The sequence below is a fragment of the Paenibacillus farraposensis genome (genome assembly GCF_020736845.1).
Lineage (GTDB): Bacteria > Bacillota > Bacilli > Paenibacillales > Paenibacillaceae > Paenibacillus > Paenibacillus farraposensis.
The window spans coordinates 260,617-277,134 of record NZ_JAFFQR010000029.1; the positions used below are offsets into that span (position 1 = coordinate 260,617).

At 49.0% G+C, this 16,518-nt stretch carries 11 protein-coding genes, 1 pseudogene and 1 riboswitch; of the genes and pseudogenes, 9 read left to right on the forward strand and 3 right to left on the reverse strand.

Features of this window, described 5'->3' with window-relative positions:
• The first annotated feature begins 63 nt into the window (after positions 1–63).
• Positions 64–176: riboswitch (TPP riboswitch) on the forward strand.
• 183 nt (positions 177–359) lie between these two features.
• Positions 360–2,147 (forward strand): phosphomethylpyrimidine synthase ThiC, encoded by a 1,788-nt coding sequence (gene thiC, locus JO375_RS06545; protein WP_229523687.1) that lies wholly within the window; start codon positions 360–362, stop codon positions 2,145–2,147.
• A gap of 187 nt (positions 2,148–2,334) precedes the next feature.
• Here the strand turns inward: thiC and JO375_RS06550 are convergent, their stop codons facing one another.
• Positions 2,335–2,487: a hypothetical protein gene (locus tag JO375_RS06550; protein ID WP_229523688.1), complete on the reverse strand. Its 153-nt coding sequence runs from the start codon at positions 2,485–2,487 to the stop codon at positions 2,335–2,337.
• A gap of 538 nt (positions 2,488–3,025) precedes the next feature.
• Between JO375_RS06550 and JO375_RS06555 the strand changes: the two genes are divergently transcribed.
• Entirely contained in the window at positions 3,026–3,862 is an 837-nt protein-coding gene (locus JO375_RS06555; protein WP_229523689.1) for a YitT family protein, read from the forward strand.
• Positions 3,863–3,868: 6 nt separating this feature from the next.
• Here the strand turns inward: JO375_RS06555 and JO375_RS06560 are convergent.
• Both JO375_RS06560 and acnA read right to left on the reverse strand, forming a co-directional pair.
• Positions 3,869–4,033 (reverse strand): annotated as a pseudogene (locus JO375_RS06560) (IS30 family transposase); the annotation flags it as partial.
• Positions 4,034–4,118: 85 nt separating this feature from the next.
• Positions 4,119–6,830, reverse strand: a complete 2,712-nt coding sequence (gene acnA, locus JO375_RS06565; RefSeq protein ID WP_229523690.1) for an aconitate hydratase AcnA — start codon at positions 6,828–6,830, stop codon at positions 4,119–4,121.
• A gap of 406 nt (positions 6,831–7,236) precedes the next feature.
• On the opposite strand from acnA, the gene JO375_RS06570 reads away from it, so the two are divergent.
• The 7 genes from JO375_RS06570 to JO375_RS06600 form a co-directional block, all read left to right on the forward strand.
• On the forward strand, positions 7,237–8,232 hold the full coding sequence (locus JO375_RS06570) for an amidase domain-containing protein (protein WP_229523691.1): 996 nt from the start codon (positions 7,237–7,239) through the stop codon (positions 8,230–8,232).
• 73 nt (positions 8,233–8,305) lie between these two features.
• Entirely contained in the window at positions 8,306–9,394 is a 1,089-nt protein-coding gene (locus tag JO375_RS06575) for a D-alanine--D-alanine ligase (protein WP_229523692.1), read from the forward strand.
• A gap of 67 nt (positions 9,395–9,461) precedes the next feature.
• Positions 9,462–9,779 carry a hypothetical protein gene (locus JO375_RS06580; RefSeq protein WP_229523693.1) on the forward strand — a complete coding sequence of 106 codons (318 nt, stop codon included), beginning with the start codon at positions 9,462–9,464 and terminating at the stop codon, positions 9,777–9,779.
• Between the two features lie 143 nt (positions 9,780–9,922).
• Entirely contained in the window at positions 9,923–10,924 is a 1,002-nt protein-coding gene (gene uvsE, locus JO375_RS06585) for a UV DNA damage repair endonuclease UvsE (protein WP_229523694.1), read from the forward strand.
• Positions 10,925–11,084: 160 nt separating this feature from the next.
• Positions 11,085–11,951 (forward strand): inositol monophosphatase family protein, encoded by an 867-nt coding sequence (locus tag JO375_RS06590; RefSeq protein WP_229523695.1) that lies wholly within the window; start codon positions 11,085–11,087, stop codon positions 11,949–11,951.
• 37 nt (positions 11,952–11,988) lie between these two features.
• Positions 11,989–12,231 (forward strand): hypothetical protein, encoded by a 243-nt coding sequence (locus tag JO375_RS06595; RefSeq protein ID WP_229523696.1) that lies wholly within the window; start codon positions 11,989–11,991, stop codon positions 12,229–12,231.
• Positions 12,232–13,361: 1,130 nt separating this feature from the next.
• Positions 13,362–16,518: LamG-like jellyroll fold domain-containing protein (locus tag JO375_RS06600; protein WP_322098702.1), on the forward strand; the 3,157-nt coding region annotated here is incomplete at its 3' end.

The window sequence follows — 16,518 nt, forward strand, 5'->3', positions numbered from 1 at the left end:
TTAAAGTAATCTGATAGGGATGGCGGAATGTCTGGTATCGCCGTCTCATATGAATCGAAGTATCACAGTTACTGGGGGAGCCTGTAATGCCGGGCTGAGATGGAATCGTGCAAGATTCCGGACCCTTTGCACCTGATCTGGATCATACCAGCGTAGGGAAGTAATCGGCCATTGACATGTATGCGCAGCTGCTGCCTATGATGGCACATGGGAGTATGATTATTCCGCATGTGCACGAGTTGGATAGCTCTCGTTAGATTAGCCGGTTCCCTGAGGAACCGGCTTTTTTGCATAGATCAGCCACCCTGGGAATGATTCCGGATCGGTGTGTCATTTCATCGAAACGGGAGGAATGGACCATGAATCCGACAAAAACAGAGGGAACTGAAATGAAGACAGCAGAAGTGAAGAACTTTCCGGGGAGCCGCAAGGTGTATATCCAAGGCTCGCGGCCGGATATTGCCGTGCCGGAGCGTGAAATCGCGCTGCATTCCACCCATACACCGCAGGGCACGGAGCATCATGAACCCTTGCGTGTATATGATACGAGCGGTCCGATGACGGATGTAGCCTACCAGGTCGATATCCGTCAGGGGCTGCCCCCGTTGCGGCGGGCATGGGTGCTGGAACGGGGCGATACGGAAGCCTACGCGGGACGCACTGTTAAGCCGGAGGATAACGGGTTAAAGCCCGGTTCCACACAGGCGGCTACGGAATTTCCCGGCGTGACCCATCGTCCGCTTCGTGCGTTGCCAGGGCGTACAGTGACGCAAATGCACTATGCCCGCAAGGGAATCATTACACCCGAGATGGAATTTGCAGCGATCCGCGAAGGAGTAGAGCCGGAGTTTGTGCGACAGGAGCTGGCAGCGGGGCGGGCCATTTTGCCCTCCAATATCAATCATCCGGAAGGCGAGCCGATGGTCATTGGACGTCATTTTCACGTGAAGATCAATGCGAATATTGGTAATTCTGCGGTTACGTCCTCTATTGAGGAGGAAGTCGAGAAGATGACCTGGGCGGTGCGCTGGGGCTCGGATACGGTCATGGACCTGTCTACAGGCCGCAATATTCATACCACGCGTGAATGGATCATCCGGAATTCTCCTGTGCCGATTGGAACGGTACCGCTGTATCAGGCGCTTGAAAAGGTAAATGGCCAAGCTGAGGCACTGACATGGGAGCTGTACCGCGATACACTGATTGAGCAGGCGGAGCAGGGGGTGGATTATTTTACGATCCATGCGGGCGTGCTCCTGCGCTACATCCCGATGACGGCGAAACGAATGACGGGAATTGTATCACGTGGCGGGTCGATCATGGCGGCTTGGTGCCTTGCGCACCATCAGGAGAATTTTTTGTACACGCATTTTGAAGAAATATGTGAGATCATGAAGGCTTATGACGTAGCCTTTTCCCTTGGGGATGGTCTGCGTCCAGGCAGCATCTATGATGCGAATGATGAAGCTCAGTTTGCCGAGCTGGAAACGTTGGGTGAGCTGACGCAAATCGCGTGGAAGCATGATGTCCAGGTCATGATCGAAGGGCCGGGACATGTTCCGATGCACAAAATCAAGGAAAATGTGGATTTGCAAATGGAAATATGTAAGGAAGCTCCATTTTACACGTTGGGACCGCTCACGACGGATATTGCGCCTGGCTACGATCATATTACCTCAGCCATTGGAGCAGCCATGATCGGTTGGTTCGGGACATCCATGTTGTGCTATGTTACACCAAAAGAGCATCTGGGCCTGCCGAACAAGGATGATGTTCGTGAAGGGGTCATTGCCTACAAAATTGCGGCACATGCCGCCGATTTGGCGAAAGGCCATCCACGGGCGCAGCAGCGGGATGATGCTTTGTCCAAGGCACGCTTTGAGTTTCGCTGGCGTGATCAGTTCAATCTCTCGCTCGACCCTGAACGGGCCTTGTCCTATCATGATGAAACGCTGCCAGCCGAGGGGGCCAAGGAAGCCCATTTTTGCTCCATGTGCGGCCCCAAATTCTGCAGCATGCGGATTACGCAGGACATTCGCGCCTATGCGGCGGACAAGGGACTGAAGCCGGAAGAGGCTGTAGCTACCGGGATGCGTGAAAAGGCGGAGCAGTACCGGGATGCCGGACAGCACATCGGCAGCGAGTAATCAACTAAAAAAGTCAATCAGCCAGCACTGAGGCAAGCTATTTTGAGGTTTGTTTTTATGGGTATGAAGTTATGCACATAATAGAGACGTACGAATAACAAAAACCGTGGTTTTCTACAGACAATGTAGGAAGCCACGGCTTTTGAGTTTATGTGAAGCAAGATGAAGCGGCCGAGATAAGGACGCTTTATTTTTTACCCATTTTCTCATTCAAAATGTCCTGAAAGCTGAGCTTCTTCTCCGAGCTGTCTTCTTTCTTCTGCATACTCACTGCGTTGGCACGTTGGTATTGGTGGTGAAAGGGCATCAGGGCGTGCACAGTTAGGTTCGTTATATTCATATAGGTCGTTCCTCCAATTCCATTTTGTCAATTTCAGATTGAGTTGCTCAGGACGTCTGTGTAGGACTATTTGTATGTACTTGATGTCGTAATACATATAGGTTGCTTGGTCATGCTGGAATCATTATACTCGTATTTTTTCAAAGTAAAACGCTATCGATATAAAACAGGAAGATGGTCATATGCGTCCAAAATGTGTGTTAGGAGGATTGTCATTTGGAGGGAGGATGTGCCTAGGTCCGAAACAAGGGCTGAAGGCCCGCTTTCTTAGCTTAACCATCGGGACTGTAATTTTTTGCCGAAATGGCTTGATTTCGTCTATATTTGGTTCTTTGGAGCGTCTGGAATCGAATTTGCTAATATTCTGAAGTCGGGATTATGGCAGTCTAGTGGCGAATTAAAGTGTCAAAGTTATATTGACTTTAGGTTTGCAAGTAGATACCATGAACTGGTTGTAAGCGTGCTTTGGATACCCGAAGTCAGCCCGTTGATCTGGCCCATCATTCGATGAAATGTTTGAGAGAGGATTAGAGCATATATGAAAAAGAATCTTGCAGATATTGCACTTATTATTGCAGGCGCCTTTTTTTTCGCGCTGGCTGTTAATTTGTTCGTGATCCCGAATGAGTTTGGCGAAGGAGGCGTTACAGGGGTTACGATTATTTTGTACTACCTGTTCCAGTGGTCTCCCTCGATCGTCAATCTGGTCATCAACGGCCTGCTGTTGGTTATCGGATATAAGTTTCTGGATGCGAGAACTACATTATATACCATTATTGCGGTCGCATTTAACTCATTGTTTTTACATCTAACCGTCCATTGGCGGATTGATTCGCATGAGCCGACGATTAATGCCGTGTTTGCCGGGGTTTTGGTGGGAGTCGGGATTGGCTTAATCGTGCGGGTAGGAGGCACAACGGCGGGAACCGTCATTTTAGCGCGGATTGCCAACAAATATCTGGATTGGAACATCAGTTATGCCCTGCTGTTTTTTGACCTGATTGTAGCGTTCTCTTCCTATTTTATTATTGGTCCGGAAAAGCTGATGCTGACGATCGTTATTCTGTACGTGGGTACCAAGGTTATGGATTTCATGATTGAGGGGCTCAACCCTAAAAAAGCAGTGATGATTATCTCCCAGCATCAAGATAAAATTGCAGAGATGGTCATTACACAAATGGATCGTGGAGTGACTGTCCTGTCAGGCCACGGATATTACACCAAAAATCCGAAGGAAGTTCTGTATATCGTCATTAGTAAACAAGAGGTGTCGGTACTTAAAAAGATTGTAAGAGCCGTCGATACAGCAGCGTTTATTACGATTCATGACGTGCGGGACGTGTTTGGAGAGGGTTTTTTGGATATTTCGAAGTAACTGGCGGTGTGAAAGTATTATGAAAAAGGATTCGTGAGCGGTTCTCCTGCCCAGACATTGACGTGGTCTGTGGTTAATCAGATCAAGAGCATGGTGTAGGGCTTCATCCGTAACTTGAGCGAAATCCGTTCCTTTAGGAAAGAACTCTCGCAAGAGGCCATTGACGTTTTTAAAAGCTTGAAGCATGTAAAAAAATCCCCTCTCAATTTGCAGCTTCCACTGCATTTTGGAGGGGATTTCGTCATTTATACATTTGTTACTCTTGAATCATTTGGCGCAATACCGTTTGCAGAATACCACCGTTGTGATAGTAGTCGATGTCGACAGTGCTGTCCAGACGGGCAATGACCGTGAAATCGAACTTGGTGCCATCCTCGCGTTTGGCTACAACCGTAAGCTCTTGGCCCGGCCTCACGTCATTGTCGATACCGAGGATGTCGAAGGTTTCGCGGCCGTTCAGTCCCAGACTGGACCAGCTGTAGCCTTCATGGAATTGCAGTGGCAGCACGCCCATGCCAACCAGGTTGCTGCGGTGAATCCGCTCGAAGCTTTCGGCGATGACAGCTTTAACGCCCAGCAGAAGCGTACCCTTGGCCGCCCAGTCACGAGAGCTGCCTGTACCGTATTCTTTGCCGGCAATAACGATCAGGTTTTGATCGGCTGCCTGATATTTCATGGACGCATCGTAGATGGACATGACTTCATCCGTCGGCAAGTATTTGGTCACGCCGCCTTCAGTGCCAGGGGCCACGTTGTTGCGGATACGGATGTTGGCGAAGGTACCGCGCATCATGACCTCATGGTTACCGCGACGGGAGCCGTAGGAGTTGAAGTCCTTGCGCTCCACACCATGCTCCTTCAGGTACAGACCTGCCGGGCTGGAAGGGGCGATGTTGCCTGCTGGCGAGATATGGTCTGTTGTAACCGAATCGTTCAACAGGGCAAGCACACGGGCATTACGGATTTCCTGGATATCCTGTACGCCGTCCTGAAGCCCTTCGAAGAACGGCGGATTTTGAATATATGTCGAGTTTTCATCCCATTCATACAGTTCGCCTTCAGGGACTGAAATGGAGTTCCATTTTTCGTTGGCTGTAAATACATTTTCGTATTTGCTGCGGAACATGTCCGGGCTGAGCGACAGGCTGATGGCTTCCTTGATTTCCTCGGAAGTAGGCCAGATGTCTTTCAAGTATACCGGCTGATTGTCCTGATCGTAACCGAGCGGATCATTCACCAAATCAATGTTCACTGTGCCTGCCAGCGCGTAAGCGACAACCAGCGGCGGTGAGCCGAGATAGTTGGCTTTGACCTGCGCATGCACACGGCCTTCAAAATTCCGGTTGCCGGAAATGACTGCGGCCACGGTCAGATCGTTGTCTGTAATGGCCTGGCTGACTTCGTCAGGAAGCGGTCCGGAGTTGCCAATGCAGGTCGCACAGCCGTAACCGGCCACATGGAAGCCCAGTTGTTCCAGTGGAGCGATCAGCCCGGCCTTTTGCAGATACTCCGTCACGACGAGGGAACCCGGCGTCAGGCTGCTTTTAACATAGCCCGGCTTCTTGAGCCCGCGCTGCACCGCTTTTTTGGCAAGCAAGCCCGCACCCAGCATAACGCTTGGGTTGGAGGTGTTCGTGCAGCTTGTGATGGCCGCGATAACCACTGCGCCTGTGCCCAGCTCGCTGGTAGAACCGTCCGGATGAGTCAGCGGAATTTTTTGAGCGATCTTCTCATCGCTCAGACCATAGCCGCCTTTGTCCACCGAAGTACGGATAATGCCTTCGAAGTTTTCCTTCATGCGGCTCAATTCTACGCGGTCTTGCGGACGTTTGGGTCCGGCAAGGCTCGGTACAACCGAAGCCAGATCCAGCTCAATCGTATCACTGAACACAGGGTCCGGCGTATCGGCTGTACGGAACATGCCCTGAGCTTTGTAATATTCCTCTACAAGACTGACCTGCTCATCAGAGCGTCCGGTACTGCGCAGGTAAACCAGGGTTTCGGCATCAACCGGGAAGAAACCGATCGTCGCGCCGTATTCCGGTGCCATGTTGGCAACTGTCGCACGGTCGGCCAGGCTGATGTTAGCAAGTCCGGGACCGTAGAATTCAACGAATTTGCCGACCACGCCTTTTTTACGCAGCATTTCAGTTACCGTCAGCGCCAGATCCGTAGCGGTGGCCCCTTCCGACAGACTACCCGTCAGCTTGAAGCCAATTACATCCGGAGTGACAAAATACAGCGGCTGTCCCAGCATTCCTGCCTCTGCCTCGATACCGCCGACGCCCCAGCCGACAACACCCAGCCCGTTAATCATCGTGGTATGGGAGTCCGTTCCCACGAGGGAATCCGGGAACACGACCGTTTCGCCGTCAATGGTTTTGGTAGCGGCAACGGATGCGAGATACTCCAGATTCACCTGATGGACGATACCGGTGGACGGCGGTACGGCGCGGAAGTTGTTGAACGCCGTTTGAGCCCAGCGCAGAAAACGGTAGCGCTCCTCGTTGCGCTCAAATTCTACATTAATATTGTAGTTCAGCGCATCGCTAGTGCCGAAAGCATCAACCATAACCGAATGGTCGATGACGAGATCGACGGGAACGAGCGGGTTGATTTGTTTCGGGTTGCCGCCCGCTTTTTTCACCGTATCACGCATGGCTGCCAAATCGACAACCACCGGAACCCCCGTAAAGTCCTGCAGCACGATGCGTGCGGGGATGAATGGAATTTCCTTGTTGGTGTCACGTTCCTCGGCCCATCCTGTCAGCTGCTGTACATGCTCCTCTGTAATAGCGCGTCCGTCAAATTGGCGGACCGCTGCTTCCAGCAACACTTTAATGGAGAAGGGCAGGTTGGCAACACCGCTTTTTCCTTGTTCCTCCAGTGCCTTAAGGCTGTAATAGCGATAAGACTTGCCGTTGACTTCGAGACTGCGGGCAATGGAGAATTGATCTTTTCCTGACATAGGTATTACCTCCTTGAAGTGAATGCTTGTGGGGTGATAGAAATGCCGTTTTTTTGATGACTTGCACAGTTGGTTCAAATTGGTTGCGTTCTCATTTTCATCTTCAGCGATTCATTGCGTGTGCATAGATTGAGATAATGCAATCCGTTTCATTAGATGAAACCCGATTTCAAAATGATTGCTTTTGCATTAAGTATACCGTTTTCAGGCGGTTCCGTAAAGTTTTTTTGACCTAAATGATTCGCTCTAAACTCGAAAATAAAACGTTCCATATTCTCGCGTTTCGATGTTCATATCAAGCTTTAGAGATTCATACTTATAGATAGAGAGCATATGGCTATAGAGGGAAGATATCATCCCGGCTATTTGCCGAGAAAGGTAACGGGACGAACATGGAGGGATAGGGATGGGGGAGCGGGAATGGAAGCAGGCTCTTTTTGCCTACGTGAATCAATACAATCGCAGTGAAGTGAATGGTGTACCACAGCCGGATGAATATCTGGAAGTGGGTCAGCGGATGGAACGGGCGGCGCGTGCGGCCAGACTGGAGCAGTGGTATGACGAACGGGATGCTGTTCCCCTGCGCAGCGAGACACGTGCCAAGCCGTTACGGATTGTGCAGGATGCCCAGGATGAAGCCGTCATCGATGTACAACTGCACGTCCGGCTCTTTTATGAGAAAGGCGGCATGACCCATCGGGAGGACCGCATTGAACGGGAGCGGCTGACGTTCACGCGTGAGGGCGAAGCCTGGCAGGTGACGAGAATCGAGCGGGATCCGGCAGAAAGGAAGCCTGCGGGGGAAGACGTACCTTTTGAACAGGCGCCGTTTAATCAAGGAGGGAGTCTGCCGCTGCTGAATCGCGGCGTACTGGGCTTTGGCACATCGGCACGTCCCAGCCGATATCGCCGCGAGGAAGCGGCAGCCTATGCAGATCAGTGGTGGGATAGCATCAACCCGGAGTTTGAGGGATTTGATGTGGATTGCACCAACTATATCTCGCAATGCCTCTTTGCAGGGGGCGCACCGATCCACTATACTGGTAAAAGAGAATCGGGCTGGTGGTACAAAGGGCGGGTCGCCGGGCGTGAGCTGTGGAGTTATAGTTGGGCGGTTTCCAACAGTCTGGAGCGGTATTTGGGCTCCAGTTCATGGGGATTGACCGCTGAACAGGTGAGCCGTCCAGAGCAGCTTATGCTGGGAGACATCATTTTTTACGATTGGGACGGTGACGGAACCTTTCAGCACAGCACGATCGTAACGGCCTTTGATGCGGGCGGTATGCCGCTTGTCAATGCACATACGGTAAGCTCCAGACATCGTTATTGGGACTACAAAAATTCGTATGCATGGACAGACAACACGGTATATCGCTTTTATCACATCGCTGACTATTTTTAAATGAGACGGTAGAACCAGGCACAAAAGACGCAAATCAGGCACAATGACGAAAGCAGGAAAGCGGAGGATAGGCATGGCAAAACAAAAATTAACCGTAGGGCTGGTGTACGGTGGCAAATCAGGCGAACATGAGGTTTCGCTGCAAACGGCGTATGCTGTAATGAACGCGTTTAATTATGAGAAATATGGGATTATTCCTTTTTATATTACAAAGGCTGGCGATTGGCGCAGAGGGCCGCTGCTCAGTGCACCTCTGGCTTCTGTAGAGCAATTGAAGCTGGAACGTGCGGAGGGTGGCACCAAAGCGGCACTAGATACGTTGTTTGGCAAGTTGTACGGAGAGCAGACGCTGGATGTGCTGTTTCCGCTGCTGCATGGCACTTTTGGCGAGGATGGAACGATTCAGGGCCTGTTCGAAATGGCGGATATGCCTTATGTTGGTGCAGGAGTGCTGGCTTCCGCCGCAGGGATGGACAAAGGCGTCATGAAGAAGCTGTTTGAGCATGCTGGCTTGCCGCAAGTGAAATACTGTTATTTTAATGGTACTCAGTGGGCACAAACCAGTCATGATCTGGTGCGCAGCATCGAAACTGAGCTTGGTTATCCGTGCTTTGTCAAACCGGCCAATCTGGGATCAAGTGTCGGTATTTCCAAAGCCAGTAACCGGGGGGAACTGGAAAAGGCTGTAGAGCTGGCTTTGCAATTTGACCTGAAGGTGATTGTGGAGGAGTACGTGGATGCGCGTGAGATTGAGGTCAGCGTGCTTGGCAACGACGAGCCGATTGCTTCCGTACCGGGTGAAATTGTATCGTCCAGCGATTACTATGATTATGCTGCCAAATATACGGACGGGCAATCGGAAATGCTCATTCCGGCACCGCTGGACGAGGAAGTGGCAGATCGTATTCGTGAGGCCGCTTTACAAGCATTCCGTGCTCTGGAGGGCTGCGGGATTTCCCGAGCCGATTTCTTTGTCAGGCGCTCGGATGGACATATTTTGATCAATGAAGTGAATACCATGCCGGGCTTTACACCGTTCAGCATGTATCCATTGCTGTGGAGAGAAACCGGAGTATCCTACCAAAGCCTGCTGGATCGGATGATTGCGCTCGCACTGGAGCGTTATGAACGCAGGTCCGCGCTGCACTACGAGAACTCATAAAACGAACAAAGGGGAGCTGATTACTCCCCTTTTTATTCATATATATGGAAAGGTGGCGGAAGCTATTATGGGCTTTCAAACTGAATTTAACTCAGTATGTAAATTCAAGAGCGAACAGGAGCTGTACGAACTGCTGGAATACGGACGCGGGAAAATGGTTAAATCCGGTCTGCGTGTGTTCCCGACAGGCCAGAAGGTGATCGCTTACAGCGTGGACAACGTGGCAGTAGCCATCGTACAGATTGTGGGCTGTATTGCTGAAATCAATTTTCAGGGCGACGAAGTGACCGAGGTTGAAATGATCCTTATTCGCAAGCTGAATGAAGAGGAATCGAGAATTCAGACCGCATTGGCGGATGAAATGTTTTTTGGAGCACAGCAGTAGTCCTAGTGGTGTTTTCCTGCAATATGTGCAATGTCACCGAATCAGCAGGTGCTTTTCCGGGTATGATCAGTAGAAAAAGGCTTGGGTAACAAACTGAAAACGGTCTTGCAGCTATTGCGATCTGCTGAAAGGAAGGACACCCTATGATAGTAAGATTCGGCTATGTAGCTATGTCGGTTACCGTGCAAAATGCATCACCCTCCAAAACGATGACGATGGCCAGCTTCAACAAGATTGGAGACCGGGAGGCCGCGATTCGCAAGCTGGAGCGGATTGCAACCGAAAATCTTCATAATACCTTGAGGCTTTTGCGTCATAATCGGGCAAATGATGTCCAGGTCTATCGTTTCTCGTCCAAGCTGATTCCGCTGGCGACCCATCCGGATTTGTGTGGTTGGGACCCCTTTCAGGCGCTTGCTGCTGATTTTGCAGAGGTGGGGAACTATGTCAGGGCGAATGGAATGAGAGTGTCGTTTCACCCGGATCATTTTACGGTGCTGAGTACCCCTCGTCCTGAAGTGCTGCAAAGCTCGATTAACGACCTCAAGTATCATAATGCCATGCTTGAGGCAATGGAGCTTGGCGCGGATGCCAAGAACAACATTCATATCGGTGGGGCATACGGAGATAAGGTGACCTCGGGGCAGCGTTTTGTAGAGCAGGTCGATGCGTTGGAGGTTTCCTTAAAAAAACGATTGACACTGGAAAACGATGATAAGACCTTCAATGCTGTGGAAACGCTGGAAGCGTGCAAGCTGACAGGACTGCCGATGGTTCTCGACATTCATCATCAATGGGTGAATAACGAGGGTGAGAAGCCGTGGGAGCTATGGCCTGACATTTTGACTACCTGGAAGGGGGAATGGGCCCAGGCTGGGTCTTCTCCTGATCATCCCTTGCCGCCCAAGGTCCATGCATCCAGCCCCAGAAGCGAAAAAGATCCCCGAAGTCATGCGGACGGTGTTGAGGTCGAGCCCTTGCTTACCTTTTTGCGCAATATTGCCGGATATACGGATCGGATTGACGTCATGCTTGAGGCCAAACGCAAGGACGAAGCGTTGTTTGGGTTGATGAATCAATTGCGCCTTCAGGAGGGGAACGGGGTTAAAGTGTTGAATGGAGCATCTGTGGAAATTATGCTTTAGCGAACAGAATTGTGCGGATAAATCCCCCAGATAGAGAAACTTTATGAAACTGATTGTGTATACTAGAATGTGTAAGCTAGCAAAGCTGCACTTTTGAGACTGTGCTGTAGGGCAGCTTCGCAAAGCATGTAACAATGATATAGAAAGTAGAGTGAACACGTTGAACGAACATGAAAACGAAAAGGTTCCCTATATCGTATCAGGAAAAAGCTATACCGCCGTGGCTATTAACGCGGCATCCAAAGCCGGGGAATGGATTAAGAGCAGACTGGGAACGGTTGAACAATTGAACACCAAGCAATCTCCTGCGGATCTGGTGACCGAGGTTGATAAAGGTGCGGAGCAGATGATCCGCAGGCTGATTCTCACCCATTTTCCCGATCATGCTATTTTGGGCGAAGAGGGTGTAGAGCCGGGAGCTGAAGCTTCCGCACGTGCATTGGAGGCTGCTCGGGAAGAGGAATACTTATGGATTATTGATCCGGTAGACGGCACCACCAATTTTGTACACAGTCTGCCATTCTACAGTGTGTCCATTGCCTTGGCCCACCGTGGAGAGGTGATTGTTGGCGTGATTTATGATCCGTCCCGTGATGAAATGTTTGTGGCGGAAAAAGGAAAAGGTGCCTATGTTCATGGCAATCGGATGCAGGCATCGAGTGAGGAAACACTGGGAGATAGTCTGGTGTGCATCGGCTTCCCACCGGATCGTACGTATGCACAACCGCTGAATATGAAAATTACGCAGGTCCTTACGCCGCAGGTACGAGGGATTCGGGCGCTCGGCTCGGCAGCCCTTCATCTGGCTTATGTGGCGTCAGGGCGATTGTCAGCCTATTGCGAAATCGGTCTGAATGCCTGGGATGTGGCAGCGGGCGCTTTGCTGGTGCAAGAAGCGGGTGGAACGATCACAGATACGCTGGGCAGACCTTATGATATGAGCGTGCGGCATATTGCAGCTACGAATACAGCTATTCATTCCCAACTTATTCAAGTGTTGAAAGAAGCAGATGCAACCGGGTTATAATACACCTAAATCGCTTATCGCTGAAGGAGGAAGGATGATGGGCCAATCCGAGGATTTGGAGCGTGAGCTCAGTGAATTGCTGACAGAAGGCGAAATTCGTGAGAATGAGGCCAAAAAAAGGGAACGGCTCAGCCCTAAATATGAGGTGCGTATTCAAACGGATATCGATCCCATTGTCGAGGAGACCCGCAAATACCGCAGTATGGCACGGGAACTGGACGACCGATACGATGAATATATGAGCAAGGCGAAGCAATCGGAACCCACCGCCCGAGGCTAAGCAAACACAAATACCTCTTGCCGAATGGCCAAGGCATGAAGTACTTTGTATGCTATAAGCGGAGGAGGGCATTCACTGATGACCAATTTGAAGAGCGCTTACAAAAAAACTGGAATCCATCATACCAAGCTATAAATTCGCGGGTAAGTTAGCGGAAGTGCGTATCTAGAATTATCCCCTGACTGCTGGAGATATTCAGTCTGGTATGAACTGATCTCTCAGTGGAGATGAAGCTGGTTGATTGGGGCATGGAACCCAGACTCGTTGACTACGGGACTAAACCTATGTACTTAAACGAATTCAATCATTTACCAAGGGACGGATTCTACTTTTACAGATACAGGGTTGACGGCATCAACGACCTACACGTACACGTTGGTAGCTAAGAGAGCGTCGGAGAAAGCAGTCCGAACAGACCGGATAAAATAAAAACCAAAGACATCACTGCTTCGAAGATTAAGGTAGTCTGGACAGCAAATGGGAACTCAAATGAAACCGAGAGAAGAAATGATCATCCAAAGAAGTTGGCTTTCGAGCCGGCTTCTTTTTTTTGTATATGAGAGCCGATCTGCCAACTGCACCAATTAGCAAAGGTGGGAAAAGTATGGACAAGAGCAGTCTAGCAATACATAAAAGGGAATAGCTCATGGATGATCTTTGGCAAGTTTGCAAATATGAAATTAAGGAATACATTCGTAACCAACTGGTAGAAGACAAGAATTACGAACAGCTAGCGATGAAAGAGCTGGTTGACTCATTCACGGAGGAGTCGGTGAGAAAGCTTTATCCCAATTTCACTAATTTCATCATTAAAATAAAAGATTTCTTATCCGATAATGATAAAGAGATTATTTTGTCGAATTTTCCGTTCAGAAGGAATATCTGAAATTTATCATTTACAAAACGGGAATAGAGAAGGGAATTTCTGTGTGAGATTGTTTCAATCTATCAGGGCAATTCGATGATGCTTCTCTTTTCGGCGGGACCGTTTCCCCCTTCTATCCCCTCTCATCGGGGGACTGAAACGTCGAGGGGTTGAAACATGCTTGACTGCAAGCGACCATCAATTTTTATGATAAACGACGAGTTGTTTTTGCAGAAAATGCTAGACGGAACAGGGGAAGGAACATATGAAATGCAATAAAATAGCAAACGCTTCTTTAGCCTTAATTATGTTTTTGGTGATCATACTGCCTATTTTTATTCCAACAAGTTTGGTACGTGCAGCAGATGGAGTGCTTGACCCTGAAACAACTAATTTGTCATTTGATGGGGTTGACGACACGATCAGACTGAACAATCTTCCAATCAACAGTGATGTAAACGGGAAGAACACGGTTGAATTTTGGATGTATTGGAATGGAAAAAATGCCACCATGCCGTTTGGATGGAACACAACCTATGATCTTTATTTCTTAAATGGTTATTTCGGTTTCAATAACGGAGCAACTATTATTGGTGGAATAACTTCTACAGATTTGAAGAACAAGTGGGTTCATGTAGCTGCTGTTTTCCCCAATGGAGTCCCGAGCGTAGACAACTGCGAGATTTACATCGATGGACAAAAACAAACACTATCTCCTGTGGGTACGGGCGATACAGTCAGATCAGCAACTTCAAGTGCTTTTATCTCAGGATGGGGTCCAAGCGGAAAGTATAAATTTGAGGGAAAGTTGGCAGGATTCCGCATTTGGAATTATGCTCGTACCGCAACGGAAATTCAAGCGGATATGAATCGTACGCTCACTGGACAAGAAAATGGATTGGTAGGAGACTGGCGGTTGGATCAAGTTTCAACTGAAACAGCATATGATTCGTCTACCCATCAAAATCACGGTACCAGTGCCGGATTTGTATCTCTAATTAATCCTGTTGTTAAATTTTCGACGGATCAGAAAATCAGCCTTGATTGGGATGATATTGTTCCTGGTGTTACTTACGTGTTAACACGCGATGGAGTTGTTGTATATGAAGGGGGAGACTCATTTTTTGTCGATAAGGGATTAACACCGACAACTACCTACACGTATAGTCTTTACACAAAAAGTCTCTATGGGCAGAGCAAATCTGTATTAACAGACAAGACAAATAACAATCCAGCCCCGGCTGTCCCAACCCATTTTACGGGAGTTCCGGGCTCAAACAGTGTTACTCTTACATGGGACACTGTTCCGGGGGCGACATCGTATATGCTTCTGAGAGACGGAAAAACGGTTTACTCTGGATCAGATACAACCTTTACAGATAATCGGCTAGCGGGGTCTACCAAGTACAGCTATTCATTGATGGCTGTAAACGTAGAAAGCCCAGGTGATCCTGCTTTTACAGAGGTAACAACTAAAACGTATACTCCTGTGGAACCTGTAAACTTTATTACTACTGATGGGTCAGATGACACAATCAAAATAATCAATCTTCCTGTTAATAACACACTGGGAGCCAAGACTACCGTAGAGTTCTGGATGTATTGGAATGGGAAAAATTATGTCAAGCCGTTTGGTTGGTATGTCTCTAATCTCTATTTTGCCAATGGATACTTTGGATTTAATCAAGGTGATGGAAGTGTCTTGGGAATTCCTTCTGCTGAATTGAAGAACAAATGGGTTCATGTAGCAGCAGTCTTCACGAATGGTGCTCCAACGGCTGATACAAATGAGCTTTACATCAACGGAGAGAAACAATCCATTAGTTTATTTCTCACCCAACAGACTGAATCTAAAACTGTTACTCCAATGGCCGTCATATCCGGATGGGGGAACAACTCAAACTATAAATTCGCGGGCAAGTTAGCGGAAGTGCGTATCTGGAACCATGCCCGGACTGCTGAAGATATTCAGTCTGATATAAACCGACCTCTCAGTGGAGATGAAGCTGGTTTAATTGGGGCATGGAACCTGGATTCGTTGACTACGGGAATTGTTTATGATGTTACCAAGAGAAATAATAATGGAGTTGCTGCAGGTTTTGCTGTTCCGCCCTTTAACTTGCAGATCACAGAAAAAACAGATCAGAAAATGGTACTAATCTGGGATAAAATCGCAAATGCAGAAACCTATGTTCTCAAACGGAATAATTCAATCATTTACCAAGGACCGGATTCTACTTTTGCAGATACAGGGTTGTCTCCATTTACCGATTATACGTACACGCTTATTGCCCGGAATAGTAACGGGGAGACCAATGAGGCTAAAATAATAGACAAAACGAATAAATCGGTATTACCAACTCCGGCAAACATCGCAACCACCGCTACAAATTCGTCTATCACGCTGGATTGGGATAATGTTGCTGGGGCTACGACTTATGAGTTGAAGCGTGACGATGTTAGTATCTACAGCGGAAGCGAATCCAAATTTATCGATAGTACAGGGTTGGCGGCAGCAAAGACCTACACATACACATTGATAGCCAAGAGCAGCACCGGAGAAAGCAGTCCCGCATCGGTACAAGTAAAAACAGCGGATCCAGCGCCAGCAACCCCAGCGAATCTGACTGGTACAGCCACAACAACGAGTATCAAGCTCAGTTGGGATGTGGTAGGCTACGCACAAAGTTACGAATTGCAAAGAGATGAAAAAGTAGTCTACAGTGGAAGCGACCTGACCTATACGGATACAGGGTTAACGGCATCCACGCCCTACAGGTACAGATTGGTAGCGAAGAATGGAACGGGAGAAAGCAGTCCCGCCTCGTTGCAAGTAAAAACAGCCGATCCGGCGCCAGCAACACCGGCCAATCTGGCTGGTATAGCTACTGCAACGAGTATCATGCTCAGCTGGGATGCGGTGGACAATGCACAAAGCTACGAATTGCAAAGAGATGGAAAAGTGGTGTACACGGGAAGCGAACTGACCTATACGGATAAAGACTTGAAGGAGTCCACGCCCCACACGTACAGATTGGTAGCCAAGAACGGAACGGGAGAAAGCAGTCCTGCCTTGTTGCAAGTAAAAACAGCCGATCCGACGCCAACTGATCCGACACCGACCACTCCGGCGCCAGCGGCTCCGACGAATCTAATAGGCACTGCCACAACAACGAGTATTACGCTCAGTTGGAATGCAGTAGCCGACGCACAAAGTTACGAATTGCAAAGAGATGGAAAAGTGGTGTACACGGGAAGCGAACTAACCTATACGGATAGTGGGTTAACGGAGTCCACAAACTACACGTACAGATTGGTAGCGAAGAATGGAACGGGGGAAAGCAGTCCTGCGTCATTGCAAGTGAAAACAGCTGATCCGACGCCAACTGATCCGACACCGACCACTCCGGCGCCAGCGGCTC

Coding starts and splice junctions, on each gene's coding strand:
- thiC (WP_229523687.1), top strand. CDS start 360: ATGAATCCGACAAAAACAGAGGGAACTGAAATGAAGACAGCAGAAGTG.
- JO375_RS06550 (WP_229523688.1), bottom strand. CDS start 2,487: ATGAATATAACGAACCTAACTGTGCACGCCCTGATGCCCTTTCACCAC.
- JO375_RS06555 (WP_229523689.1), top strand. CDS start 3,026: ATGAAAAAGAATCTTGCAGATATTGCACTTATTATTGCAGGCGCCTTT.
- acnA (WP_229523690.1), bottom strand. CDS start 6,830: ATGTCAGGAAAAGATCAATTCTCCATTGCCCGCAGTCTCGAAGTCAAC.
- JO375_RS06570 (WP_229523691.1), top strand. CDS start 7,237: ATGGGGGAGCGGGAATGGAAGCAGGCTCTTTTTGCCTACGTGAATCAA.
- JO375_RS06575 (WP_229523692.1), top strand. CDS start 8,306: ATGGCAAAACAAAAATTAACCGTAGGGCTGGTGTACGGTGGCAAATCA.
- JO375_RS06580 (WP_229523693.1), top strand. CDS start 9,462: ATGGGCTTTCAAACTGAATTTAACTCAGTATGTAAATTCAAGAGCGAA.
- uvsE (WP_229523694.1), top strand. CDS start 9,923: ATGATAGTAAGATTCGGCTATGTAGCTATGTCGGTTACCGTGCAAAAT.
- JO375_RS06595 (WP_229523696.1), top strand. CDS start 11,989: ATGGGCCAATCCGAGGATTTGGAGCGTGAGCTCAGTGAATTGCTGACA.